This window comes from Streptomyces luteogriseus (assembly GCF_014205055.1).
Taxonomy (GTDB): Bacteria; Actinomycetota; Actinomycetes; order Streptomycetales; family Streptomycetaceae; genus Streptomyces; species Streptomyces luteogriseus.
Window position 1 is genome coordinate 7211570 of record NZ_JACHMS010000001.1, and the last position, 24559, is coordinate 7236128.

The 24559-nt window shown below is 71.9% G+C and carries 23 protein-coding genes; 13 read left to right on the forward strand and 10 right to left on the reverse strand.

All coding sequences use genetic code 11. From position 1 onward, the window contains the following. Positions 1-5 precede the first annotated feature (5 nt). From hisG to BJ965_RS32225, 4 genes are all read left to right on the forward strand, one after another. A complete protein-coding gene (gene hisG / locus BJ965_RS32210; RefSeq protein WP_184913638.1) occupies positions 6-854 on the forward strand; it encodes an ATP phosphoribosyltransferase in 849 nt (282 codons plus the stop codon). 13 nt (positions 855-867) lie between these two features. After that, positions 868-1323 carry a PH domain-containing protein gene (locus BJ965_RS32215; protein WP_184913640.1) on the forward strand — a complete coding sequence of 152 codons (456 nt, stop codon included), beginning with the start codon at positions 868-870 and terminating at the stop codon, positions 1321-1323. Between the two features lie 245 nt (positions 1324-1568). Beyond that, on the forward strand, positions 1569-2903 hold the full coding sequence (locus BJ965_RS32220; protein WP_184913642.1) for a hemolysin family protein: 1335 nt from the start codon (positions 1569-1571) through the stop codon (positions 2901-2903). After that, complete coding sequence (locus BJ965_RS32225; RefSeq protein WP_184913644.1) at positions 2900-3985, forward strand: hemolysin family protein; 1086 nt, start codon at positions 2900-2902, stop codon at positions 3983-3985. Before BJ965_RS32220 ends, BJ965_RS32225 begins: the two co-directional genes overlap by 4 nt. A gap of 32 nt (positions 3986-4017) precedes the next feature. Here BJ965_RS32225 and BJ965_RS32230 read toward each other — a convergent pair whose 3' ends face one another. Beyond that, positions 4018-5877, reverse strand: coding sequence for an AAA family ATPase (locus tag BJ965_RS32230; protein WP_184913646.1), 1860 nt, complete (start codon positions 5875-5877; stop codon positions 4018-4020). A 429-nt stretch (positions 5878-6306) separates the two neighbouring features. Further along, positions 6307-6963, reverse strand: coding sequence for a uridine kinase family protein (locus BJ965_RS32235; protein ID WP_184913648.1), 657 nt, complete (start codon positions 6961-6963; stop codon positions 6307-6309). 194 nt (positions 6964-7157) lie between these two features. Here BJ965_RS32235 and BJ965_RS32240 point away from each other — a divergent pair, with 194 nt between their 5' ends. From BJ965_RS32240 to BJ965_RS32250, 3 genes are all read left to right on the forward strand, one after another. Then, a complete protein-coding gene (locus BJ965_RS32240; RefSeq protein ID WP_184913650.1) occupies positions 7158-8537 on the forward strand; it encodes a peptidase C39 family protein in 1380 nt (459 codons plus the stop codon). Positions 8538-8626: 89 nt separating this feature from the next. After that, on the forward strand, positions 8627-8767 hold the full coding sequence (locus BJ965_RS32245) for an SCO1431 family membrane protein (protein WP_184913652.1): 141 nt from the start codon (positions 8627-8629) through the stop codon (positions 8765-8767). 75 nt (positions 8768-8842) lie between these two features. Beyond that, complete coding sequence (locus BJ965_RS32250) at positions 8843-9499, forward strand: TetR/AcrR family transcriptional regulator (protein WP_184913654.1); 657 nt, start codon at positions 8843-8845, stop codon at positions 9497-9499. Positions 9500-9547: 48 nt separating this feature from the next. Here the strand turns inward: BJ965_RS32250 and BJ965_RS32255 are convergent, their stop codons facing one another. Continuing rightward, positions 9548-10795, reverse strand: a complete 1248-nt coding sequence (locus tag BJ965_RS32255) for a glycoside hydrolase family 18 protein (RefSeq protein WP_184913655.1) — start codon at positions 10793-10795, stop codon at positions 9548-9550. A gap of 332 nt (positions 10796-11127) precedes the next feature. On the opposite strand from BJ965_RS32255, the gene BJ965_RS32260 reads away from it, so the two are divergent. Further along, a complete protein-coding gene (locus BJ965_RS32260; protein WP_184913657.1) occupies positions 11128-12300 on the forward strand; it encodes an acyl-CoA dehydrogenase family protein in 1173 nt (390 codons plus the stop codon). On the opposite strand, the gene BJ965_RS40525 is transcribed toward BJ965_RS32260, so the two are convergent. Then, complete coding sequence (locus BJ965_RS40525) at positions 12263-12511, reverse strand: hypothetical protein (protein ID WP_078615159.1); 249 nt, start codon at positions 12509-12511, stop codon at positions 12263-12265. The two genes, BJ965_RS32260 and BJ965_RS40525, sit on opposite strands and share 38 nt — an antisense overlap. Before the next feature lie 166 nt (positions 12512-12677). Next, positions 12678-13112 carry a hypothetical protein gene (locus BJ965_RS32265; protein WP_184913659.1) on the reverse strand — a complete coding sequence of 145 codons (435 nt, stop codon included), beginning with the start codon at positions 13110-13112 and terminating at the stop codon, positions 12678-12680. 270 nt (positions 13113-13382) lie between these two features. Here BJ965_RS32265 and BJ965_RS32270 point away from each other — a divergent pair, with 270 nt between their 5' ends. From BJ965_RS32270 to fxsA, 4 genes are all read left to right on the forward strand, one after another. After that, a complete protein-coding gene (locus BJ965_RS32270; RefSeq protein ID WP_004002750.1) occupies positions 13383-13823 on the forward strand; it encodes an Lrp/AsnC family transcriptional regulator in 441 nt (146 codons plus the stop codon). A 96-nt stretch (positions 13824-13919) separates the two neighbouring features. Continuing rightward, positions 13920-15521 (forward strand): amidohydrolase, encoded by a 1602-nt coding sequence (locus BJ965_RS32275; RefSeq protein WP_184913661.1) that lies wholly within the window; start codon positions 13920-13922, stop codon positions 15519-15521. A gap of 545 nt (positions 15522-16066) precedes the next feature. Next, positions 16067-16870 carry a polyprenol monophosphomannose synthase gene (locus tag BJ965_RS32280; RefSeq protein WP_184913663.1) on the forward strand — a complete coding sequence of 268 codons (804 nt, stop codon included), beginning with the start codon at positions 16067-16069 and terminating at the stop codon, positions 16868-16870. Positions 16871-16952: 82 nt separating this feature from the next. Then, the gene (gene fxsA / locus BJ965_RS32285; RefSeq protein WP_184913665.1) at positions 16953-17528 is read left to right on the forward strand and encodes an FxsA family membrane protein; all 576 of its coding nucleotides are present in this window, start codon (positions 16953-16955) and stop codon (positions 17526-17528) included. Positions 17529-17736: 208 nt separating this feature from the next. On the opposite strand, the gene BJ965_RS32290 is transcribed toward fxsA, so the two are convergent. The 4 genes from BJ965_RS32290 to yczE form a co-directional block, all read right to left on the reverse strand. Then, positions 17737-18111 carry an RNA polymerase-binding protein RbpA gene (locus tag BJ965_RS32290; protein ID WP_030247095.1) on the reverse strand — a complete coding sequence of 125 codons (375 nt, stop codon included), beginning with the start codon at positions 18109-18111 and terminating at the stop codon, positions 17737-17739. A gap of 266 nt (positions 18112-18377) precedes the next feature. Next, a complete protein-coding gene (locus tag BJ965_RS32295) occupies positions 18378-19724 on the reverse strand; it encodes an MFS transporter (RefSeq protein WP_184913667.1) in 1347 nt (448 codons plus the stop codon). A 50-nt stretch (positions 19725-19774) separates the two neighbouring features. Continuing rightward, a complete protein-coding gene (locus BJ965_RS32300) occupies positions 19775-20542 on the reverse strand; it encodes a glycerophosphodiester phosphodiesterase (protein WP_184913669.1) in 768 nt (255 codons plus the stop codon). Then, positions 20539-21228: a membrane protein YczE gene (gene yczE / locus BJ965_RS32305; protein ID WP_184913671.1), complete on the reverse strand. Its 690-nt coding sequence runs from the start codon at positions 21226-21228 to the stop codon at positions 20539-20541. Before yczE ends, BJ965_RS32300 begins: the two co-directional genes overlap by 4 nt. A 64-nt stretch (positions 21229-21292) precedes the next feature. Between yczE and BJ965_RS32310 the strand changes: the two genes are divergently transcribed. Beyond that, positions 21293-22792, forward strand: coding sequence for an SCO1417 family MocR-like transcription factor (locus tag BJ965_RS32310; protein WP_184913673.1), 1500 nt, complete (start codon positions 21293-21295; stop codon positions 22790-22792). Between the two features lie 63 nt (positions 22793-22855). Here BJ965_RS32310 and BJ965_RS32315 read toward each other — a convergent pair whose 3' ends face one another. Further along, entirely contained in the window at positions 22856-24553 is a 1698-nt protein-coding gene (locus BJ965_RS32315) for a hypothetical protein (protein WP_313667377.1), read from the reverse strand. Positions 24554-24559: the final 6 nt, after the last annotated feature.

Consider the following 24559-nt stretch of genomic DNA (forward strand, 5'->3'; position numbering starts at 1 on the left):
ACCTCATGCTGCGCATCGCCGTCCCCAACAAGGGTTCCCTGTCCGGCCCTGCGGCGGAGATGCTGCATGAGGCCGGCTACCAGCAGCGCCGCGAGTCCAAGGAACTGCGGATCGTCGACCCGGTCAACGAGGTCGAGTTCTTCTACCTCCGCCCCCGCGACATCGCGATCTACGTCGCCTCCGGGCAGCTGGACATCGGCCTCACCGGCCGGGACCTGCTCATCGACTCCGGCGCCGAAGCCGAGGAGATCCTCGCCCTCGGCTTCGCCCGCTCCACCTTCCGCTACGCCACCAAGCCCGGCACGATCAGCGGCTTGGCGGACCTGGCGGGCAAGACGATCGCCACCTCCTACGAGGGCATCGTCGCCGCGCACCTCGCCGAGCACGGCATCGACGCCTCCGTCGTCCACCTCGACGGCGCCGTCGAGACCGCCATCCAGCTCGGCGTCGCCCAGGTCATCGCCGACGTCGTCGAGACCGGCACCTCGCTGCGCAACGCGGGCCTGGAAGTGGCCGGCGAGCCGATCATGCAGTCCGAGGCCGTCGTGATCCGCCGCACCGGCGCGGACGCCGACGACCCCAAGGTGCAGCAGTTCCTGCGCCGCCTCCAGGGCGTCCTGGTCGCCCGGACGTACGTGATGATGGACTACGACTGCCGCGTCGAGCAGTTGGAGAAGGCCGTCGCCCTCACGCCCGGCCTGGAGTCCCCGACCGTCTCCCCGCTGCACAACGAGGGCTGGGTCGCCGTCCGCGCGATGGTCCCGGCCAAGGAAGCCCAGCGGATCATGGACGACCTGTACGACATCGGCGCCCGGGCCATCCTGACCACGGCCATTCACGCCTGCCGTCTCTGAGGGGCGCGACCCGATGTCCGATCTGCCCAGCCTGCCCGTCACGTTCCGGCCGGGCAGCACCCGCGTGGTGCTGCTCACCGCGGCCGTCGCCATCCTCGTGGTGATCACCGCGGTCGCGATGCTGCTGAAGCAGCTCAGCCCCGGCGAGCGCGTCAGCTTCGTCTTCACGGCGCTCCTGCTGGACGCCGTGCTGCTCCTCCTGGCGCGTCCCAAGGTCGTCGTCGACGAGGGCGGCGTCACTGTCGTCAATCTCACGAACAAGCGCCGGCTGGAGTGGGCGGAGATCCTCCAGGTGACCCTCCGGCCCGGCGACCCCTGGGTGTTCCTCAACCTCAGCGACGGCACCAGCCTGCCTGCTCTGGGCATTCAGCCGGGCCTGGCCAAGCAGCGCGCCATCGCCGACGCCAGGGCGCTGCGGGCGCTGGTCGAGGCCCGTGCCGTGGCGGACCCCGAGCGGCGTCAGGGCTGACTCGGGACATCCTCCGGGCGGCCGCCACTGCCGCACCGGGCCGTGTCTTGATTAATCTGTTGGCGGAGGCGTGATGGATGCGCCTCCGTCTCTGTCGCCCCGACCGGTGCGCAGAGGCTCCTGCTAACCGAGGAGTGACTCCCTCCGGCGATGGACGGATCGTCCTGCAGTACCTGCGCCGCCCCCTGCCGACATAGCGCGTACCTCGTTCCCGAGGCACGCGACCGTGTGGAGGCGGCGGCATCATGACCACCCCCCTGCTGCTCCTCGCAGCCGCGTTCCTGCTGATTCTCGCCAACGGATTCTTCGTGGCGGCCGAATTCGGACTCGTGACGGTCGAACGGCCCGAGGCCGAGAAGGCCGCCGCCGAGGGCGACCGGCGTGCCCACCGGGTCGTCGAATCACTCAAGGAACTCTCCTTCCAGCTCTCCGGCACCCAGCTCGGCATCACGATCACCTCCCTCGTCGTCGGCATGCTCGCCGAACCGGCGCTCGCCGAGCTGCTGCACGGCCCGTTCACCTCGATCGGCATCCCCGAGGGGGCCGTCTCCGGTGTCACGGTCGTCGTCGGCATGCTGCTGGCCTCCGCCGTGCAGATGGTGATCGGCGAGCTCCTGCCCAAGAACTGGGCGGTGTCCAGGCCGTTGCAGGTCGCCCGCTTCGTCGCGGGCCCGCAGCACGTCTTCGCCCGGCTGTTCCGCCCGGTCATCGCCGGCCTCAACGCCGTGGCGAACCGGCTCGTGCGCGCCCTGGGCATCGAACCCACCGCGGAGCTGGCCTCCGCCCGCACCCCCGGCGAGCTCGTCTCCCTGGCCCGCCACTCGGCCCGGGCCGGCGCCCTGGAGCAGGACACGGCCGATCTGTTCGTCCGGACCCTGTCGCTGGGCGAGCTCACCGCGCAGCACGTGATGACGCCGCGCGTGAAGGTCAGCGCCCTGCAGTCCTCGGCCACCGCCGAGGACGTCGTCAACCTGACCCGTGCCACCGGCCTGTCCCGCTTCCCGGTCTACCGGGAGAAGATCGACGAGGTCGTCGGCATGGCGCACCTCAAGGACGCCCTCGCGGTGCCCGTCCAGGACCGGCTGCGCACCCCTGTCGGCCACATCGCCCGCCCGGCGCTGCTCGTCCCCGAGACGCTGCCCGTACGGCCGCTCCTCACCCGCCTGCGCAGCGAGCAGCCCATCGCGGTCGTCGTCGACGAGTACGGCGGCACCGCCGGGGTCGTCACGCTGGAGGACATCGTCGAGGAGATCGTCGGCGAGGTCCGCGACGAGCACGACGGACACGACCTGCCCGAGCTGGCCGCCGCGCCGCCGGAGGACGGCAGGCCCGCCTGGGACGTCGACGGCAGCTGCCGGGTCGACATCCTGCTGCGCATAGGCCTCGACGTGCCCGAGGGCCCCTACGAGACCGTCGCGGGTCTGATCGCCGACCTGCTGGGCCGCATTCCGGCCGTCGGCGACAAGGCGGAGCTGCCCGGCTGGCGGCTCTCGGTGCGCCAGGTCGGCCACTACCGCGCGGAGCGGGTCCGGATCGTGCGGACCGCCCCGGTGGTCTCCATGGCGGAGGCAGCCCGATGAGCGTGCTCCAGCTTCTCTTCGCCGCGCTGCTCGTGCTCGCCAACGGCTTCTTCGTCGGCGCCGAGTTCGCCCTGGTCTCCGTACGCCGCAGCCAGATCGAACCGCTGGGCACCGCCCGCTCCCGACAGGTCCTCTACGGGCTTGAGCGGCTGCCGCAGATGATGGCGGCGGCACAGTTCGGCATCACGATCTGTTCCCTGACCCTCGGCGCGGTCGCCGAACCGACGGTCGCGCATCTGCTGGAGCCGGTCTTCGAGTGGATCCACCTGCCGCACGGCATGATCCATCCGCTGACCTATGTCATCGCCCTGGCCGCCGTGGTCTTCTTCCACCTCGTCATCGGCGAGATGGTCCCGAAGAACCTGGCGATGGCGGCCCCCGAGAAGGCCGCGCTGTGGCTCAGCCCCGGCCTGGTGTGGTTCGCGCGCTTCTGCAAGCCCATCACCGCCGCCCTCGGCGCCGTCTCCCAGGGCATCCTGCGGCTCTTCCACGTCGAGCCCAAGGACGAGGTCGAGGCCGTCTTCACCAGTGAGCAGCTCAACCGGCTGGTGGAGGACGCCGGCCAGGCGGGCCTGCTCGACCCCGAGGAGGCCGAGAGCCTCGAGGACGCCCTGGAGCTGGGCTCCCGCCCGGTGACGGACGTCCTGCTGAAGCGGGAGTCCCTGGTGACGGTCAGCCCATCGGTGACGCCCGGGCGGATCGTCGAGCTCACGGCCCGCACCGGCTACTCCCGGTTCCCGGTCGCCGCGGACACCGGCGCCTTCATGGGGTACCTGCACGTCAAGGACGTCCTCGACCTGGAGGACTCGGACCGGGCCGTGCCGCAGCACCTGTGGCGTCCCATGACGACCCTGCGGTCCGAGCTGCCGCTCGACGACGCCCTCACGGTGATGCGGCGCGCGGCGACGCACCTGGCCCAGGTGGCCGACGCGTCCGGCAAGGTGCTCGGGCTGGTCGCGCTGGAGGACGTGCTGGAGCTGCTGGTGGGTGAGGTGCGAGACCCCGCGCACCGTCAGGTGCACGAGGTGAAGCTGACCGAGCCCAGGAGCAGCGGGGCGTCGGAGGAGGTACTGGCGACCTAGCGGTCGGCCTGTCCCCTCACAGTCCGGCTCCCTCACAGTCCGGGCGGGTCCTGCGGGCCCCGCCCGGACAGTACTTCTCCGTACGCCTGCATCAGATCCGGCAGCCGCAGCGTCGCCAGATCGTCCCGCCCCAGCACCCCGGGATACACCGACAACCGCAGATCCCGGTACGCGCAGCTCTTCTCGTACAGCGTCCGCAGGAACCGTCCGTTGCCCAGCTCGTCGATCCACCCCTGGTCGACCACGTGCCCGGCGATGGAACGCAGCTCGTCGAGGGCCTCCTCGTCCCACAGGTCGCCGTTCTCCGCCGCCAGCACCTTGCCGATCTCGGTGAGTTCGAGGGGCCGGTAGGACGGGAAGTCGACGCGGGTGGTGAAGCGGGAGGACAGTCCGGGGTTCGCGGCGAGCAGGCGGTCCATGCCCTCCGGGTAGCCGGCCAGGATCACCACGAGGTGGTCGCGGTTGTCCTCCGCGCGTTTCAGCAGGACCTGGAGGGCCTCGTCGCCGTACGCGTCCCCCTTGCCGTAGCCCGAGTTGGACAGCGAGTAGGCCTCGTCGACGAAGAGGACGCCCCCGAGGGCCGAGTCGATCAGTTCGTTCGCCTTCACGGCCGTCTGCCCGAGGTACTCGCCGACCAGGTCGGCCCGCTGGGCCTCGACGAGATGGTCGCCGCCGAGCAGCCCGAGGGCGTAGAAGACGCGGCCGAGGATGCGGGCGACGGTCGTCTTGCCGGTGCCGGAGGGGCCGGAGAAGACGAAGTGGCGTTTCGGCGGCTGGACCGGCAGGCCCTGCCCGGCTCGCAGCCGGGCCATGTTCAGCTGTGCCGACAGCGCCTTGACCTGGCGCTTCACCGGCTCCAGGCCCACCATGCGCTCGAGCTCGGCGAGTGCCTCGTCCAGTAACGCCGGGTCGGTGGGCCCGGCGGGCAGGGAGGGAACGGGGCCGGTCCTCTCGCGGACCGGCGGGCCGGTCACCGGTGGCAGGGGAGCGAGCGGCGGCTCGGGATCGGGCAGCCTCAGGTCGCGTCCTTCGAGGCCGAAGAGCGGATCGAACCCGTCCGGGCCGTCCACCGCGTCCTGGCCCGCACCGGTGAGGGTGACCGCCGCGAGACCGGTGGCGTCGTCGTACCCGTCGCCCTCGGCGATGGCGGCGAGCCGGGCGGAGGTGTCCATGAACGCCGGGTCGACGCGGTGCACGGCCCGGTACAGGGGGAGTGCGGCGGCGCTGCGGCCGGTGCCCTCGTGGGCGCGGGCCAGCCAGTAGCGCAGCTCCTTGCGCTGGGGCTGCTCGCTGCGGCAGCGCATCAGCGCGGCGGACAGCAGGGGTTCCGCCTGGCCGTACATCTCCAGGCGGACCCTGGCCATGCCGCCGAACAGACCCGCCTCGATGCCGAGCAGCGGATCGTCGAGCAACGGGTCGGTGTGCCGGACCAGCTGCTCCCAGTCCTTGACCAGGTAGGCGCGGCAGGAGTGCAGGAAGCGGACCTGGTGGTCGGTGTCCACGGGCGGGAGACCGGCGAGGGCGCGGTCCAGCTCGGGGACATGGCGGCCGTCCAGCCAGTGGGAGGCGTGCGCGAGCAGCAGATCGCGGGGGCTCTCCAGCACGGGCTGCACCCACCAGCCCAGCCAGTACCAGGAGTTGAGCGGGCGACGGTAGCGCGTGCGCTGCTCCCCGAAGCGGTCCCGGTGCCGGAACATCCGCAACAGCGCGTTCGTCGTGTCGACGCGCAGCGCGTGCAGCCCGAGCCAGCCGTCGGCCATGCCGGAGTCCATCCGCACCGCGGCGCGGAACTCCTCCTCCGCCTGCGGATACGCGCCCATGGTGTAGGCGTCCACGCCTCGCAGCCAGGCGAGGTCGGCCGGGGCCTGTGGGCCCTGGGTGCCGAAGTCCATCACGTCCCCCACAAACCGTGCCCCCGTCGGTATGCCAACGAGCCGTCCCCAGTCGGCTGCCCCTGCTCGAACCGCTGCGCCACGGACCGGAGTTGCACGTGCGCGAAGCAACCGTCCGTAGGTCGCGACGAGGGCATCGTACCCGCGGGCGCGGCGCCCCCGTAGGGTGCCGCACGGGCCGTTCGGCGAGGTGGGAGCGGATGCCGTGTCCTCGCGGACGGTGACCCAGGGTGAGCGGCCGGCGCCCCGCGGCGGCCGGAAAACCGCAAGAAGGCAGAACGAAGCCCCCGATCACGGGGGAACAACCGGGGGCTTCGCGTCTGCGGGCGGCTTCGATGCCGCACATTGAGAACGTAAGACCTGTACGGCCCGACGGTCAAGCCGAGTTGAAGCACTCCGGCAAGTTGTTCCGCAAGGTCCTTCACAAGTTCAGCACACTGCGGGCGGTCCGTCACCCTGAGTGAGGGACTGGTCCGGTCCAACGGTCCCAGCGGGTCCCGCGAGTACCTCGTACCCCTCATGTCGCTGCCGTACCAGAAGGTCGGCGAACGGCCGCGAGGGATCCTCGGCGAAATGCCGGCGCTCCGCCGGAACCCACCCGTCCCAGAACTCCCGCTGCTCCTCCCCGTCCCGGGACCGTCCCCGCTCCCAGGCCTCCTCCCGCGGCAGATCCATCCACAGCAGCAGGGCCAGGTGCGGGCGAAGCGCCCGGCGCCCCGCGCCGACGCCCTCCACGAGGATCACCGGCGCCGGCGCGAGCGGGCATGGGGAGCCGAAGCGGCGGGCCCGCCAGTCGTAGGGGGCGTAGTGCGCGGTCCGGCCGTGGGAGAGCGGCTCGATCAGCTGGTCCAGCAGCCGTCCCGTCCAGTCGAACAGCGCGTCGTGGCTGGCGATGTCGTCGAGACGCAGCACCGGCGCGCCGTCCAGGGCCGCCGCCAACCGCTCGGCGAACGTGCTCTTCCCGGACCCGGCGTGCCCGTCGACGCCGACGAGCCGGACCGGGCCGCAGGAGGGGGCGAGGCCGCGAACCCGGGCGGCCAGGTCACGGACGGCGGGGCACGGGGTGGGGCGGAAGGACGTATTCATCTCGATCGGCACTCTAACCACGGGGTCCGCCGCGGATGCCACTGGTCGACGCCAATATTGGTGGGCGCGGCGCGCGTCGAAGTGCTGGCAGGACACGGCGGGCTGTGCTCATATGTGGCGCACGCACGGATACGCCCGACCGTGCACGGACCTGCCCCGCACCTGCCCGACTCCGACATCCGGGGGTCCCCGCCATGCGCAGAGCCGAACAGCCCTCCCGCAGAACCGTCCTGGCCGCCGCGGTCGCCGCCGCCGTCACCGCGGGCGCGGGTTCGGCGGCCGCCGACCCCGAGGCCCCCATGACGACCGACCCCGCAGACCCTGCCCGGGCGGCCCCGGCCCGCACCGTCGACAACCGGGCCTGGGTCTCGTACACCGACTGGTCCGGCGGCACCGCCAAGGGCACCCGGGCCGTCGCGGGCACCCGCCCGGGCCTGGTGATCGCGAAGCCCGCCGGAACCGCCGGCTACACGGATCCGCACACCGGCAAGACCGCCACATGGGAGTACGGCACCTGGACCTCCCCCGTCCACCGGCTCGCCGTCCCCGCGACCGAGGCGATCGTCTCCTGGAACGCGCGCACCCCGGCCGGCACCTGGATCCAGGCCGAGATCAAGGGCGCCTACACCGACGGCACCAGCACCCCCTGGTACGTGATGGCCCGCTGGGCCGCCGGCGACCAGGACATCCGGCGCACCTCGGTGGACGACCAGAGCGACGGCAAGAGCACCGTCTGGACCGACACCCTGGCCATCGACGACGCGTCGACCGGCCTGCGCCTGGCCTCGTACCGGCTGCGTCTGACCCTCCACCGCAAGCCCGGCACCAAGGCCACGCCCACCGTGTGGCGGCTCGGCGCCATGGGGTCCGACGTGCCCGACCGGTTCACCGTCCCGGCGTCCGAGCCCGGTCTCGCGAAGGAACTGGCCGTCCCACGCTACTCGCAGGAGATCCACAAGGGCCAGTACCCGGAGTACGACAACGGCGGCGAGGCCTGGTGCAGCCCGACGTCCTCCCAGATGGTCATCGAGTACTGGGGCGGCCGGCTCACCGAGGGGCAGCTGGACTGGGTCGATCCGGCGTACGCCGACCCGCAGGTGTGCCACGCGGCCCGCTTCACCTACGACTACCAGTACGCGGGCTGCGGCAACTGGCCCTTCAACGCCGCCTACGCCGCCACGTTCAAGGACCTCCAGGGCGTCGTCACCCGGCTCGGCTCCCTCACCGAGCTGGAGACGCTGATCGCCGCGGGCATCCCCGCCATAACGTCGCAGTCGTTCCTCAAGGAGGAGCTGACCGGCGCCGGGTACGGCACCGCCGGGCACCTGATGACCGTCACCGGCTTCACGGCCGGCGGTGACGTGATCGCCAACGACCCCTTCTCCGCGAGCAACGAGGCCGTGCGGCGCGTCTACCGGCGGCGCGAGTGGGAGAACATCTGGCTCAGGACCAAGCGGTACAACGCCTCCGGCAAGGTCGCCTCGGGCACCGGGGGCATCTGCTACCTGTACTTCCCGGCGCGCCCGAGCGCGGCCCAGCGCAAGGCCCTGGCGGCCGTGGGCGTCCGCGTGTGAGCAAGCTCTCGGCCGCAAAGCCGCGCCCGGTGGCAAGGTGGACGGAACCTCGGGGGATTCCGTCCGCACCACCGACCCAGCGAGAAACCATGACCGTGCACTCAGCCACCGCCACCCGCGTCCGCACCGGCGGCCCTCACGACGACGGCCCGAAGATCGTCGAACACCTCATGGGCTGGGCCCTCGTCGTGGTCGTCGCGATGCTCGTGACCCAGCTCGGGCTGCTGTGACCTGACCCACGACCCGGAGGTGAGGCCTGCCATACTGCGGAGGTCCCGCCCCGCCCGCTGAGACCAGGGTCGAAATTGAACATCAGCCCCCAGCCTGCCGCGCGTCCCCGGGCCCGCGGCACCGACCGCTCGATGGCGCGCCGTGCCGAACTCATCGCCATCGGGCGGAGGTTGTTCGCCGACACCTCCTACGACGCCCTGTCGATGGACGACATCGCCCGGCAGGCGCACGTCGCCAAGGGGCTGATCTACTACTACTTCCAGTCCAAGCGCGGCTATTACCTGGCCATCATCCAGGACTCGGTCACCGAGCTGGTCACCCTGGCGGCGAGCGGCCTCGAACTGCCCCCGGTGGACCGGGTCCAGCGCACCATCGACAGCTATCTGCGCTACGCCGAGCACAACCAGGCCGCCTACCGCACGATCGTGAGCGGCGGCGTCGGTTTCGACACCGAGGTGCACGCCATCCGCGACGGGGTGCGCGAGGCCGTCGTGACCGCCATCGCCGAAGGCGCGTACGAGCATGTCGACATCACCCCGCTGGCGCGGATGGCCCTGCTGGCCTGGGTGTGCAGTGTCGAGGGCGCCACGCTCGAATGGATCGACCGGCCCGAACTGCCCCGCGACACCATGCGCGAGCTGCTGGTGAAGACCCTCGGCGGAGCCCTGCGCGCGATCGAGGAGCTCGACCCGGCCTTTCCGGCGCCGCAGCCCGCGCGCCGGGGCGCATGAGAAGGGGGTGGAGGGTCCGCCGCGGACCCTCCACCCCCGCACCGGGCGTTACTTGATCGCCTTGATCAGCTCACCGTTCGCGGTGTCGCCGCTCAGCTCCCAGAAGAAGGTTCCGCCCAGGCCCTGCTGGTTCTTGTAGTTCATCTTGGTGCCGATGGTCGCCGGGGTGTCGTAACTCCACCAGTTGCCACCGCACTTGGCGTACGCCGTGCCGGCCACCGTCCCCGTCGCCGGGCACGTGGTCCTGAGCACCTTGTAGTCCTCGATGCCCTGCTCGTACGTGCCCGCCGCCGGGCCGGTCGCCGTGCCCCCGGGGGCGGCCTGGGTGACGCCGGTCCAGCCGCGGCCGTAGAAGCCGATGCCGAGCAGCAGCTTCGAGGCGGGGATGCCGAGGCCCTTGAGCTTGGCGATGGTCGCCGAGCTGTGGTTGTCCGCCTTCGGGATGCCGGAGTACGAGGTCAGCGGCGAGTGCGGCGCCGTCGGGCCGGCGGCGTCCCAGGCGCCGAAGAAGTCGTACGTCATGGGGTTGTACCAGTCGACGTACGGGGCGGCGCCCGCGTAGTCCGCCGCGTCGATCTTGCCGCCCGGGGTGGCGTCGGCGGTGATCGCCGCGGTGACGAGGTTCTTCGAGCCGAACTTCGCCCGCAGCGCCTGCATCAGGTTCCGGAAGGACGCCTTGCCGCTGGTGTCGCAGGTGGCGCCGCAGGTGTTCGGGTACTCCCAGTCGATGTCGATGCCGTCGAAGACGTCGGCCCACTTGGAGTTCTCGACCAGGTCGTAGCAGGACTGGGCGAAGTCGGCCGGGTTCTTCGCGGCCTCGCCGAAGCCGCCCGACCAGGTCCAGCCGCCGAAGGACCACAGGACCTTGAGGTTCGGGTGCTTCTGCTTCAGCTTGCGCAGCTGGTTGAAGTTGCCGCGCAGCGGCTGGTCCCAGGTGTCGGCCTTGCCGTCGACCGACTCGGCGGCGGTGTAGGCCCGGTCGGTGGCGGCGTAGCCGTCGCCCATGGCGCACTTGCCGCCGGTGACGTTGCCGAAGGCGTAGTTGATGTGGGTGAGCCTGCCGCCCGATCCGGACGTCTCGATGTTCTTGACGTGGTACTTGCGGTCGTAGGTGCCCCATTCGGTGAAGTAGCCGATGACCTTGGAGCCGGCGGCCTTCGAACCTGCGGCGGCCTCCTGAGCCGAGGTCGCCGCGGTGGCGGAGGTGCCCGCGCCGGCCAGCAGACCGGCGCCGAGGACGGCGCAGCAGGCCGCGGACACGATGGCCCGGAAGCGGGAACGGTGGGGGGTGTGCATCCGGTGTCTCCTCGTGGGGAGAGGGGAACGCGCGCCCATTGGCATGAACGCGGTGAATCGGTGGAGCGAAACAGTAGGAGGACTAGACCAGTTGGGTCAATGGTTCGGACCAATTTCGCCACTCCGGATGCGCCCGGCCATTTCTTGAAGTAAGCGGTCGTTAACTGGTGACGGGATGCCTCCGATCGGGCATACTCACAGCGCACAGCCGCTGGTCAGCAGCTTCCGAGACCCGGGACTGCAAGCATCGGCCAGGCACCAGAACGACCCGGCGGCGTCGCCCCCACCCATGGGCCCGTCCGCCAGTGCCCGACAGGGAGGAGAGCGTCGCCATGCCCGACCGCGCCCCGCAGCCGGTGGACCGGCAAATGCCCACGGAGGAGGCCCGGGACCTGATCACACTCGTCCGCGACATCGCGGCACAGGAGATCGTCCCGAGTGCGGCCGAGGAGGAGGACGCCGGCCGCTTCCCGCGCGAGCTGTTCACCCTGCTTTCCCAGTCGGGGCTGCTCGGCCTGCCGTACGACTCCGAGTACGGGGGCGGCGATCAGCCCTACGAGGTCTACCTCCAGGTCCTGGAGGAGCTCGCCGCGGCCCGCCTCACCGTCGGTCTCGGCGTCAGCGTGCACTCCCTGGCCTCCTACGCGCTCGCCGCCTACGGCACCAAGGAGCAGCAGGTCGAGCACCTGCCCGCGATGCTCGGCGGCGGCATGCTCGGCGCGTACTGCCTCTCCGAGCCGCACTCCGGATCGGACGCGGCGGCCCTGCGCACCAGGGCCGTACGGGACGGCGACGACTGGGTGATCACCGGCACCAAGGCGTGGATCACACACGGCGGGATCGCCGACTTCTACACGGTGATGGCCCGCACCGGCGAGGAGGGCCCGCGCGGGATCAGCGCGTTCCTGGTGCCCGGCGACGCGCAGGGGCTGAGCGCGGCCGTGCCGGAGAAGAAGATGGGCATGAAGGGCTCGCCCACCGCCCAGGTCCACTTCGACGGCGTCCGCGTCCCGGACGCCCGGCGCATCGGCGAGGAGGGGCAGGGCTTCGCGATCGCCCTGTCGTCGCTCGACTCGGGGCGGCTCGGCATCTCGGCGTGCGCGATCGGCGTGGCGCAGGCCGCGCTCGACGAGGCGCTGGCCTACGCGGCCGAAAGGCGCCAGTTCGGCAAGCCGATCGCCGACTTCCAGGGGCTGCGGTTCATGCTCGCCGACATGGCGACGCAGATCGAGGCGGGCCGCGCCCTCTACCTCGCGGCGGCACGGCTGAAGGACGCGGGCCGGCCGTTCGCGCGGCAGGCCGCCATGGCCAAGCTGCACTGCACCGACACGGCGATGCGGGTCACCACCGACGCCGTGCAGATCCTCGGCGGCTACGGCTACACCGCCGACTTCCCGGCCGAGCGCTACATGCGCGAGGCCAAGGTGCTGCAGATCGTGGAGGGCACCAACCAGATCCAGCGGATGGTCATCGCCCGCCATCTCGTGGGTCCAGAGGAACGCTGAACTGGTCGAGGCCCCGCCACGGGGCCGCGAGCCGCATCCACTCCGGGTCGTGACGGCCCGGCAGGGTGCGGCCGCCCTCGGCCCAGGTCCGCATCAAGTCGCGGTAGATCGGCGGGTCCTGATAGCGGGGCGGGGCCGGCCGAACCGATTCTGCGGGCGGTGGGACGTAGAGGAGGCGTTGACGCCCGGTCGCTGAGGAGATGGGGGTCATACCAGGGCAACGCGGCAGAGCCCGGACAGGTCACCGGATGGTGGAATCGGGCGTTCGTTCAGTGCCGTCACGGCTCCGGGCGTACTGAACCGCACCACGGCGGTCTGGGGGCCGTGGTGCGGTTCAGTCACGGGAGTTGGAGCGGGCGAGCCGGAAGAGCCCGCGCTCAGGCCGCCTGACGGCGCATGACCGGAACCCTGATGGGGCGTGAGCCCGGCCCGCCGACGTGCGAGAAGGGCTGGGTCCGCCAGTCGAGCCCCTGAGGGAGCGTCAACAGCAGTGCGGTGTCCTGCTCCTGGGGTTCCGCGGACTCGTCCGCGGGGCGGGCGTCCGCGGCCCTGCGGCCGGTTCCGGCGCAGACCGTGAGTCCGAAGGGGTTCCACGGCGAGGCGCACATCGCGTGCTCCGGCAGGAACTCCTCGTCCGCCAGCAGGGCGATGGGCTGCGCGCAGTCCGGGCAGACGACCCGGAACATCTCGAACGTGTCGTAGGCGTCGAGTTCGTCGTCGTAGGAGTCGGGTTCGACACCCTCCGGCTCGGGCTCGACGACGAGCTGCTGCCGTTTGGGTGCGGTGCGACCAGGGCGCTTAAGACTCTGCATTGGGTTCTCCCCCTCGGACTGGGCCGTATCAGGCACTGCGGCCTCGGCCACAGCAAGCACTTCCCGTCGCCCCTGGGCGGTAATCACGAGAACATCACGGAGACTGTTCGAGGCCTGTGGCGTTCGTCACATGCCCCGTGCGGGTGTCCACTGCGGTGCGTTTGTCCCCCCGGACGGCTGACCGCCGGCTTCCGGCCACATCACGAACCGGGCATGACCTGGGCTGCTCAGGTATCCGAGGAGATCAACCGCACTGTAGGTTCTTGCGTCATGGAGGAGCTGGACCGACAGATCGTGCAGCTGCTCGTCAAGGACGGGCGGATGAGCTACACCGACCTGGGCAAGGCCACGGGGCTGTCCACGTCGGCCGTGCATCAGCGGGTGCGGCGGCTGGAACAGCGGGGTGTCATCCGGGGCTATGCCGCGGTCGTCGACCCGGAGGCCGTGGGGCTGCCGATGACGGCGTTCATCTCGGTGAAACCGTTCGATCCCAGCGCGCCGGACGACATCGCCGACCGGCTGGCCGGCGTGCCCGAGATCGAGGCGTGCCACAGCGTCGCCGGCGACGAGAACTACATCCTCAAGGTGCGGGTGGCGACACCGCACGAGCTGGAGGAGCTGCTCGCCCGGCTGCGTTCGTTGGCCGGGGTGTCCACGCGGACGACGGTGGTGCTGTCCACGCCGTACGAGGCGCGACCGCCGCGGATCTGAGGGCCGGTTGCCGGGAACGGGTCGTGCGGGGCTGTTCGCGCAGTTCACCGCGCCCCTGATTCAGGCGTCGCCCACGCCCCTGTGAGACTGTGCTCCATGAGTGAGCCCACCGCCCCGCCCAAGACTGTTCTTCTCCGCCGCGGAGAGGTCCACAGCCCCGCCGACCCCTTCGCCACGGCGATGGTCGTGGAGCGGGGACAGATCGCCTGGGTCGGGTCCGAAGGGGCCGCCGACGCCTTCGCGGACGGGGTCGACGAGGTGGTCGACCTGGACGGGGCGCTGGTCACCCCGGCGTTCACCGATGCGCATGTGCACACGACGGCCACGGGTCTGTCCCTGACCGGGCTCGATCTCTCCGGTGCCCCCACGCTGGAGGCCGCCCTCGCCCTCGTCCGGGAGTTCGCCGCCGCCCGTCCGGACGACCGGGTGCTGCTCGGGCACGGGTGGGACGCCGCCCGCTGGCCCGGAGGCAGGCCCCCGACACGGGCCGAGCTCGACGAGGCCGCAGGGCACCGGCCCCTCTACCTCAGCCGGATCGACGTGCACTCGGCGGTCGTGAGCACCGCCCTGCTCGACGCGGTTCCCGATGCCACCCGTGAGGACGGCCCGCTCACCGCCGACGCCCATCACGCCGTGCGGGCCGCCGCGTTCGCCGCCGTGACGCCTCGGCAGCGCACCGAGGCGCAGCGGGCCGCGCTCGCGCACGCCGTCTCGCTGGGGATCGGCACGCTCCACGAGTGCGCCGGGCCGGAAATCTCCTCCGAGGACGACTTCACCGGCCTGCTGCGCCTCGCCGCGGCGGAACACGGGCCGCGTGTGGTCGGCTACTGGGCCGAGCGTGACGTCGCCAAGGCACGGGAGCTGGGCGCGGCCGGAGCCGCGGGAGATCTGTTCGTCGACGGCGCCCTCGGCTCGCACACCGCCTGCCTGCACCAGCCGTACACCGACGCCGGGCACACGGGCATCGCCTATCTGGACGCCGACGCGGTCGCGGCGCACGTCGTGGCGTGCACCGAGGCGGGCCTGCAGGCCGGTTTCCACGCCATCGGCGACGCGGCAGTGGACAGTGTGGTGGAGGGCGTGCGCGCCGCCGCCGAGAAGCTCGGGCTCGGCCGGATCCGGGCCGGCCGGCACCGCGTCGAGCACGCCGAGATGCTCACCCCGGAGAGCGTCGCCGCCTTCGCCGAACTCGGTCTCACCGCCTCCGTGCAGCCCGCCTTCGACGCCCTGTGGGGCGGCGAGGAGGGCATGTACGCGCAGCGGCTCGGGAAGGAGCGGGCCCGGGCCCTGAACCCCTTCGCGGCCCTGCTGCGCGCCGGTGTCCCGCTGGCCTTCGGCTCCGACAGCCCGGTCACCCCGCTCGACCCATGGGGCACGGTCCGGGCCGCCGCGTTCCACCGCACGCCGGAGCACCGCGTCTCCGTGCGCGCCGCGTTCACGGCGCACACGCGCGGCGGCTGGCGGGCCGTCGGACGGGACGACGCGGGCGTTCTGGTCCCGGGTGCCCCCGCCGACTACGCCGTCTGGCGCACCGGTGACCTCGTCGTCCAGGCCCCGGACGACCGCGTCGCCCGATGGTCGACCGATCCCCGCTCCGGCACCCCGGGTCTGCCCGACCTCACTCCGGGCCGCGACCTGCCCGTCTGTCTGCGCACCGTGGTGGGCGGACGCACGGTCTTCGTACGGCCGGGCGAGTGATCTACGGGGGTGGCGCGCATGAAGTCGTGCGCCGCGCCCCCGGCGCGCGACCTGCGCATCCTCGGCGCTGACCAGGGCTTCGCCGCTGGATGCGCAGGTCGAACGGCTATTGACAGGCGGCCGCAGGGGGCCGGTAGGTTCGGCCGGGTCCACCACCGGACGCCCGACCGGGGAACGTCCGAGCACTCGCCGCGGCGCCGCCGGGTCAGGGACGGTGTGCCGCACCGGGGCACCGCCACTGGGAGCCAGGCTCAGGCAGGCGCAGCGCCGAGGGAACGTTTTGGCCGGTCGGGGAGGTGCGACCCGGGTGGGGCCCGCGCGCTCAGTAGACAACGGCTTCAGGTCGATCCGCAGCCGGCGGATCCCAGGTCGGCCCGAAGGGCGCCGGGCCCCCATCCGCCGCGGGCGCGCACCGTGAGGCGCGCGGCGGGCGCGCTCTTCCCCGCGTCTTGCGGATTCGACACCGCGATTCGAACGTCCTGTCACGTCGGCGCAGGCCGGGCCCACTATGGTGGACCTCTGCGTATGGACATGAAGGGGCAGTAGTGAACGACGGCGACGGAAGCCTCGCGGCAGGAGCCCAGGTGAGGACGTTCGGCCCGCTCGGCACGGCCTTGGTGATCATCCCGACCTACAACGAGGCGGAGAACATCAAGAGCATCGTCGGCCGGGTACGCAAGGCCGTCCCCGAGGCGCACGTGCTCGTGGCCGACGACAACAGCCCGGACGGCACGGGCAAGCTGGCCGACGAGCTGACTGTCGAGGACGACCACGTCCACGTGCTGCACCGCAAGGGCAAGGAAGGCCTGGGCGCCGCCTACCTCGCGGGCTTCCACTGGGGCCTGGAGCGTGACTACGGCGTGCTGATCGAGATGGACGCCGACGGCTCCCACCAGCCCGAGGAACTGCCGCGTCTGCTCACCGCCCTCAAGAGCGCCGACCTGGTGCTGGGCTCGCGCTGGGTGCCGGGCGGCCGCGTGGTGAACTGGCCGAAGTCCCGCGAGGTGATCTCCCGGGGCGGCAGCCTCTACTCCCGGCTGGCGCTCGACCTGCCGCTGCGCGACATCACCGGCGGCTACCGCGCCTTCCGCCGCGAGACCCTGGAGGGGCTCGGTCTCGACGAGGTCGCCTCCCAGGGGTACTGCTTCCAGGTCGATCTCGCCCGCCGCGCGGTCAAGGCCGGCTACCACGTGATCGAGGTGCCCATCACGTTCGTCGAGCGTGAACTCGGCGACTCCAAGATGAGCCGCGACATCCTCGTCGAGGCGCTGTGGCGCGTCACGGCGTGGGGTGTGGGGGAGCGGGTCGGCAAGGTGACGGGGCGCGGCGGCAGGCCCTCGAAGCCGTAGCGGCGGGCAGGGGCAGCCGTTCACAGAAACAGCTGATGGTGGCCTTATCCCGTGCTGAGCCGGGGCCAGGCACACTGGACGCATGACGACTGGCGCTCAGACCCCGCTGCCCCCCGCCCGGCCCAAGCGCTCCCGGCTGCGTACGTTCCTGCCGCTCGGCGTCGCCGCGTGGCTCGTGCTGGAGATCTGGCTGCTCACGCTGGTCGCGGGGGCGACCAGCGGGCTGGTGGTCTTCCTCGCCCTGCTGGCGGGTCTCGTGGCCGGCTCGGTCGTCATCAAGCGGGCAGGCCGGCGGGCCTTCCGCAAGCTCTCCGAGGCGCTGCAACAACAGCAGAGCGGGGTCATGCCCGACGCGGGCCGATCCGGCAGCGAGGGCAACGGCCTGATGATGCTGGGCGGTCTGCTCCTGATGATCCTCGGCCTGGCCTCGGACGCGGTGGGCCTGCTCCTGCTGCTGCCGCCGGTCCAGAAGCTCGTGAGCCGCTCGGCGGAGCGCACCTTCGAGCGCAAGCTCCGGGAAGCCCGCCCCGGCACCCTCGGCGGCGCCTTCCAGCAGGCCCGTATGCACCAGCCCGACGGCAAGGTCGTCCAAGGCGAGGTCATCCGGGACAAGCCGGGGGACACCCCGCAGCCGCCGCGCCCTCCGCTGACGCACTGAGCCGTCCGGGGGGCGTGCACCGGCGCGGGCCTTTCCGGGGGCTCACCCGTCCGGCGGGCCTTCCCCCGGGGCTCGCCCACCCGGCCGGCCTTCCGGGGCGCGAGCTGCCCCGGGGCCGTGGACATGCGGAAGACCGCGGGCGCCGTACTTCTCGTACGGCGCCCGCGGTCTTCTGATGCGCTGTTACTTCGGCCAGGCCCGTGAGGGACTATGCCGACTTGCGGCTGTCTCGGGGATGAACAGCGATGTTCATCGCTCCCGAACGCAGAACCGCCAGGCGCTCCTCGAGGACCTCTTCGAGTTCCTCACGGGTGCGCCGCTCCATCAGCATGTCCCAATGCGTACGCGCGGGCTTGCCCTTCTTTTCCTCAGGGACATCGCCGTCCACGAGGAGTGCCTGGGCCCCACAGACCTTGCACTCCCACTCCGGCGGGATCTCCGCCTCGACCGAGAAGGGCATCTCGAAGCGGTGCCCCTTCTCGCATGCGTACTCCACGGCCTGGCGCGGGGCCAGGTCGATGCCGCGGTCCGTCTCGTAGCTGGTCACCACGAGGCGCGTGCCGCGAAGAGCTCGCTCACTCATGAATCGTGCCTCCCGGGCTTGTCGCCCACAGGACAGGTGTCGCTGTCGTCGTCATCCGGTCAACGTCCGGTCGGCGGTAAAGATTCCCGTTCCGAGTCCCGTTCCGGGTCATGCGTCGCCGTCGTAGCCGCCCTTGTTGTACCCACCAGCGCCCGGTTTGTCACATCTGATAGCAGATATAACCCAGCGTTTCGGCATCTTTGACGCGCAGTAACGGTCCGCCTGGCAGGCCAAACGCGTACACTACAGCCCTTTCGCTTCGAGTGCTAAATCCTGTCCGGAACCGGATTCCCCGCTTCGCCGATCGCACGCCGCACCGGAACCCGTGCGAGCAGGGCGAAGCCGAGCACGAAGAAGACCACCAGCGAGATGATCGCGTCCCGGTAGCTCCCGGTCAGCTGGTAGGTGACCCCGAAGAGCAGCGGTCCGAGCCAGCTCATGCCGCGGTCGCTCATCTCGTACGCGGAGAAGTATTCGGCCTCCCTGCCCGGCGGGATCAGATGGGAGAACAGGGACCGGGACAGCGCCTGGCTCCCGCCGAGGACCAGGCCGATCCCGGCGGCCAGGACGAAGAACCACATGGGTGCCCCGGCCGGCAGGAAGTACCCGGCCGCCAGCGTCACCGTCCACGCGACCAGCGAGCCGAGGATCGTGCGCTTGGCCCCGTACACCCGGGCGAGCCTCCCCATGGCCAGTGCGCCCGCCACCGCCAGCACCTGCACCAGCAGCACGGCGCCGATGAGGGTGGACTGCTCCAGGCCCAGTTCCTCGGAGCCGTAGACCGAGGCCTGGGAGATCACCGTCTGGATGCCGTCGTTGTAGACGAGGTAGGCGAGGAGGAAGGCGAGCGTCAGCGGGTGGCGGCGCATGTCGCGGACGGTCGCCGCGAGCTGCCGGAAGCCCGGGATGGTCCCCTCGCGTCCGGCGGTCCTGCGATCGCGCAGCCGTCGCAGCGGGATCAGGGCGAACGCGCCCCACCACAGGCCGGCCGACGCCAGGCAGATGCGGACCGCCGTGCTCTCGGAGAGGCCGAAGCCGTCGTGCCCGGTGTAGAGGACCAGGTTGGCGACGAGGACCAGTGATCCCGCCGCGTAACCGAAGGCCCAGCCGCGGGAGGAGACCGCGTCCCGCTCCTCGGGCGGGGCGATCTGCGGCAGAAAGGAGTTGTAGAGCATCATCGCCACGGACTGCGCGGCGTTCGCGACGATCAGGAGCGCACCGCCCAGCAGGTAGCGGTCGCCGTCCAGGAAGAACATGGCCGCCGTGGCCGCGGCCCCGGTGTAGGCGGCGGCCGCGAGGAGCGGCTTCTTGCGGCCGGTGCGGTCGGCGGCGGCGCCCACCAGGGGCATCACCAGGACGGCAACGATCACCGACAGTGACACCGAGTACGCGAAGAAGGACCCGGCGCGCACCGGGATGCCGAGGGGGTGCACGTACCCGTCGGCGTCGGCCGCCGACTTGGCGACCGACGTCAGATAGGGGCCGAGGAACACGGTGAGCACGCTCGTCGAGTAGACGGAGCAGGCCCAGTCGTAGAAGTACCAGCCGCGCTGCTCGCTCCTGCGCTCCGCGGCCCCGTCCGCCGGCGGTGTCCGCACGGTGTCGTTGCCCACCCGTGCCCCTCGCTTCCCCGTGAACGCGCAGAGGGGGCGGGACCGGGGTCTCAGACCCAGACGCCGCGGTCCTCCATGACCTTGCGCAACGTGTCGATGTGATCGGTCATGATGCCATCCACCCCCAGGTCGAGCAGCCGGTGCATGCCCTCGGGATCGTTGACCGTCCACACGTGCACCTGGAGCCCGCGTGCGTGGGCCGCGTGCAGGAAGCGCCGGTCCACGACCTGGATGCCGGACTGGATCTCGGGGACCTGGGCGGCTATCGCCGAGCCGCGGACCGCGGCGGGCAGCCCCCAGGAGCGCAGCCGCAGGTTGAACACGCCCCGGGTGCCGTACGACGTGGCCAGGCGGGGGCCGGACAGCCGCTGGGCACGCACCACACGCGCCTCCGAGAACGAACCCAGGCAGATCCGGTCCCAGGAGTTCGTCCGCCCGACCAGGTCCAGGAAGGGCAGGAGGGCGGCCTCCGCCTTGACGTCCACGTTCCAGCGCACGTCGGGGAACGTCTCCAGGAGTTCCTCGAAGAGGGGGAGCGGTTCTCCGCCCGCCACGCGCGCCCGCCGGACCTCCTGCCACGGCAGGTCGGCGATCCGGCCCGCGCCGTCCGTCACCCGGTCCAGGGTCGCGTCGTGGAAGGCGACGAGCCTGCCGTCCCGGGTGGTGTGGACGTCCGTCTCGATGTACCGGTATCCGGCGTCGACCGCGCACCGGAACTGCCGCACGGTGTTCTCCAGGCCGTCCGCGGCCCCGCCCCGGTGGGCGAAGGGGATCGGGCCGGGATGGTCGAGGTAGGGGTGGCGTATCCGCGGGGTCACGGACGCAGTATCGCTCCTCGGGGTTGACCGGTGGCAACGGCCGTGCTGACGCCGGGTGCCGGGGGCACGGCGAACACGCGCAGGAACGCCTGGGCGAGGGGGCCGATCGCCAGGGCGTACAGGAGGGTGCCGATCCCGACGGTGCCGCCCAGCGCGAAGCCGGTCGCCACGACCGTGAGCTCGATGCCGGTGCGGACGAGGCGGATCGAGACGCCCGTGAGCTGGTGCAGCCCGGTCATGAGGCCGTCGCGCGGGCCCGGTCCGAAGCGGGCCGCGATGTACAGACCGGTCGCCGCGCCGTTCAGGACGATCCCCGCTCCCATCAGCGTGACGCGCGCCGCCGGGCCGTGCGCGTCGGGCACCAGGGCCAGTGTCGCGTCCATCGCCATACCGATGACCAGCACGTTGGAGATCGTGCCCAGACCCGGCCGCTGGCGCAGCGGGATCCACAGGAGCAGCACCGCGGCGCCCAGCAGGGTCAGCACGACACCGATCGACAGCCCGGTCTTCTCCGCGAGCCCCTGGTGCAGCACGTTCCACGGCTCCAGTCCCAGCCCCGACCGGACGAGCAGTGCCGAGCTGGCGCCGTACAGCGCGAGACCGCCGTAGAGCTGGACGAGCCGCCGGGCGAGATGCTCCCGCGTGAACACGATGTGCCCCCCTGTGGTGGTAGTGGACTGATGCATGCCACCATGTGGCTTGGATGGAGAGGCCATCCATGGCCAATCCGGGAAAGGTGGACTGATTTCGATGGCGGAGTGGACCTCGGCCGTGGGGGCGGCACAGCTCGCCCGGCTTCTCAGCTCCCAGCAGGACCGCCCGGCGGGGCCCGGCACGCGCCGGCCGCCGGCCTACCGCGCGCTCGCCGACGGCATCCGGCTGCTGGTGCTCGAAGGACGGGTCCCGGTGGCCGCCCGGCTGCCCGCCGAACGCGAACTAGCCCTCTCCCTGTCCGTCAGCCGTACGACGGTGGCCGCCGCCTACGAGGCGCTGCGCGGCGAGGGGTTCCTGGAGTCCCGGCGAGGTGCGGGCAGTTGGACTGCCGTCCCGGCCGGGAACCCGCTGCCCGCCCGGGGGCTGGAGCCCCTTCCGCCGGAGGCCCTCGGTTCGCTGATCGACCTCGGGTGCGCCGCACTCCCCGCCCCCGAGCCCTGGCTCACCCGGGCCGTCCAAGGCGCGCTGGAGGAACTGCCGCCCTACGCGCACACGCACGGCGACTATCCCGCCGGGCTGCCCGCGCTGCGGGCGATGATCGCCGAGCGCTACACCGCCCGCGGCATCCCGACCATGCCCGAGCAGATCATGGTGACGACCGGGGCGATGGGCGCCATCGACGCCATCTGCCATCTGTTCGCAGGCCGGGGCGAGCGCATCGCCGTCGAGTCGCCCTCCTACGCCAACATCCTTCAGCTGATGCGGGAGGCCGGGGCCCGGCTGGTGCCCGTCGCCATGGCCGAGGGGCTCACCGGGTGGGACATGGACCGCTGGCGCCAGGTGCTGCGGGACGCCGCGCCCCGTATCGCGTACGTCGTCGCCGACTTCCACAACCCGACCGGGGCGCTCGCCGACGACGACCAGCGGCGACGGCTGGTGGACGCGGCCCGGTCCGCGGGAACGGTGCTGATCGCCGACGAGACGATGAGCGAGCTGTGGCTCGATCCCGAGGTGCGGATGCCGCGGCCGGTCTGCGCGTTCGACCCGGCCGGATCCACCGTGATCACGGTGGGGTCGGCGAGCAAGGCGTTCTGGGCCGGGATGCGGATCGGGTGGGTGCGGGCCGCGCCGGACGTGATCCGCAGCCTGGTCGCCGCCCGGGCGTACGCCGATCTCGGTACACCGGTCCTGGAGCAGCTGGCGGTGAACTGGCTGTTCGGCACCGGAGGCTGGGAGCAGGCCGTGGAGGTGCGGCGTGCGCAGGCACGGGCGAACCGGGACGAGCTGGTGACGGCGGTGCGGCGGGAGCTGCCCGAGTGGGAGTTCGAGGTGCCCCGGGGCGGGTTGACGCTCTGGGTGCGCACGGGCGGCCTGTCCGGTTCGCGGCTGGCCGAGGCCGGGGAGCGCGTGGGAGTGCGGGTGCCGTCCGGGCCGCGCTTCGGGGTGGACGGGGCGTTCGAGGGGTATGTGCGGCTGCCGTTCACCGTCGGCGGGGCCGTGGCCGAGGAGGCGGCGGCGCGGCTGGCCGCGGCGGCGAGGCTGGTGGAGAGCGGTGCGGTGGGGAGCGCGGAGGCGCCGCGTACGTTCGTGGCCTGAAGGGGCGCGGGGAGTGTTGTGGCCGCCGGGGTGTGCGTTCCCGGCGGCCATGGGCGTGCGTCGCTACGTCTCCTTGGTCAGGACCGGTACCGGGTTCGGCAGGGGCTCCTCGGCCAGGGCGGGGGCCGCGTCCGGGCGTGATTCCGGTTCCTCCTCGGCCACCCGCACCGATTCCGGTTCTTCCTCCGCCGGCGCACTCCCCGGCTCGCCCTCCGACTGGTCCTGCTCCGGGATGGTCTCCCCGTCCGCGGGGGTCGTGCGCGGCGGCAGAAGGTCCAGAACCGCCTCGCACAGGGCGTCGGGCGTGGCGTCGTCGTAGGGGTTCGGGGTGGCGGGGACCTGGAGGCGGTGGACCGGGCCGTTGCCCAGCCGGGCGTAGCCGCGGCCCGGGGGAAGCTCGTCGATCGGTGTCGTGTGCGGGGGTGCGCCCAGGATCGACTCGAGCTGGTCCGCCGTCGCGGGGCCCAGGACCACGCGGGCGCGGGTGTGCTGGCGTACCGGCTCGCTGAGGGCGTCCATGCTGTCCAACTGGTCGGCCACGACCACCGTCACGTTCGCCGGGCGGCCGTGACGGAGGGGGACCTGGAGGAGGAGCTGCGGATCCTTGCGGCTGTCGGTCGCGGCCAGATGGGTGAACGCCGTCGGACGGTCGAGGAGGATCCACAGCGGGCGCTTGGTGTCGTCGGGCGGCGGATCGCCCGCCTGGTGCGCCTGGTTCGCGGCGATGAGACGGCGCTCCGTCTCGGTCGCCGCCCACTCCAGACTGGCCGTGACCCCGGCCAGCCCGGCCTCCACGGCCAGGACGCCGTCCCGGCCGGTCAGACAGGCGTACTCGCCGGTGCCCCCGCCGTCGACGATCACCACGTCGCCGTGGAGCAGGGCCTGCAGGGCGATGGACCGCAGCAGGGTGGAGGTGCCGCTGCCCGGCCGGCCGAGCGCCAGCAGGTGCGGCTCGGTGGAACGCAGGCCCGTGCGCCAGACGACCGGCGGCACGTCCCGCTGCTTCTCCCCGTGGGTGAGGGGGAGAGTGCGCTGGACCCGGGTGGGGTCGGTGAAGCCGAGGACCGTCTCGCCGGGGGTGGTGACGAAACGCTGGGCGGCGATGTCGACGGGCAGCGGCGGGAGCACGCCGACCGTCAACTGGTTGCCCTCCTCGTCCCACGTGAAGTGGTATTCGCGGCCCCGGCCCGACTTGGCCGCGAGGAGGTGCTCGATCCGGGCGCGGGCCTCGGCCTCGCCGTCGGTGAAATACGCCGGGTAGCGGACCACCAGCTGCGAGATCCGGCCACCGCCGTCGAACGCGTAGGTGGGGAACGCCTTGTCCCACGCGCCGCCGTGGGAGTACAGCGGCTCGGGGTCCTCAGCGGCGGAGAAGTACGGCACGAGCGCCTCGTACAGCGACTTCAGCCGCTGGCTCTGCGACTCGTCGGGCCCGTCGGACGCCGTCGGAGAGCGGTCCCGGCCCTGCCAGGCCGCCGCCGCCATCAGGGTGATGGCGGCGAGCAGCGGTCCGTACGGCACCAGCGCCACGACCAGGACCACGGAGGCCACCAGGAACAGCAGCGCCCCCCGTCTCTCCTTGGGGGTCTCGGCCCATCTGCGCCGCCCGGCCGCTGCCAGCCGGCGCAGACCCCGCGTGATCGTGATCAGCGGGTGGAGGACGTCCGTGGCGCTGTCGGCGGCCGTCCGGGCCAGCTCCCGGCTCCGGGCGAGCTGCGCGCTGCCGTTGCTCAGAATGCGGGGGAGGGGGCGGCGGGCCACTACTGC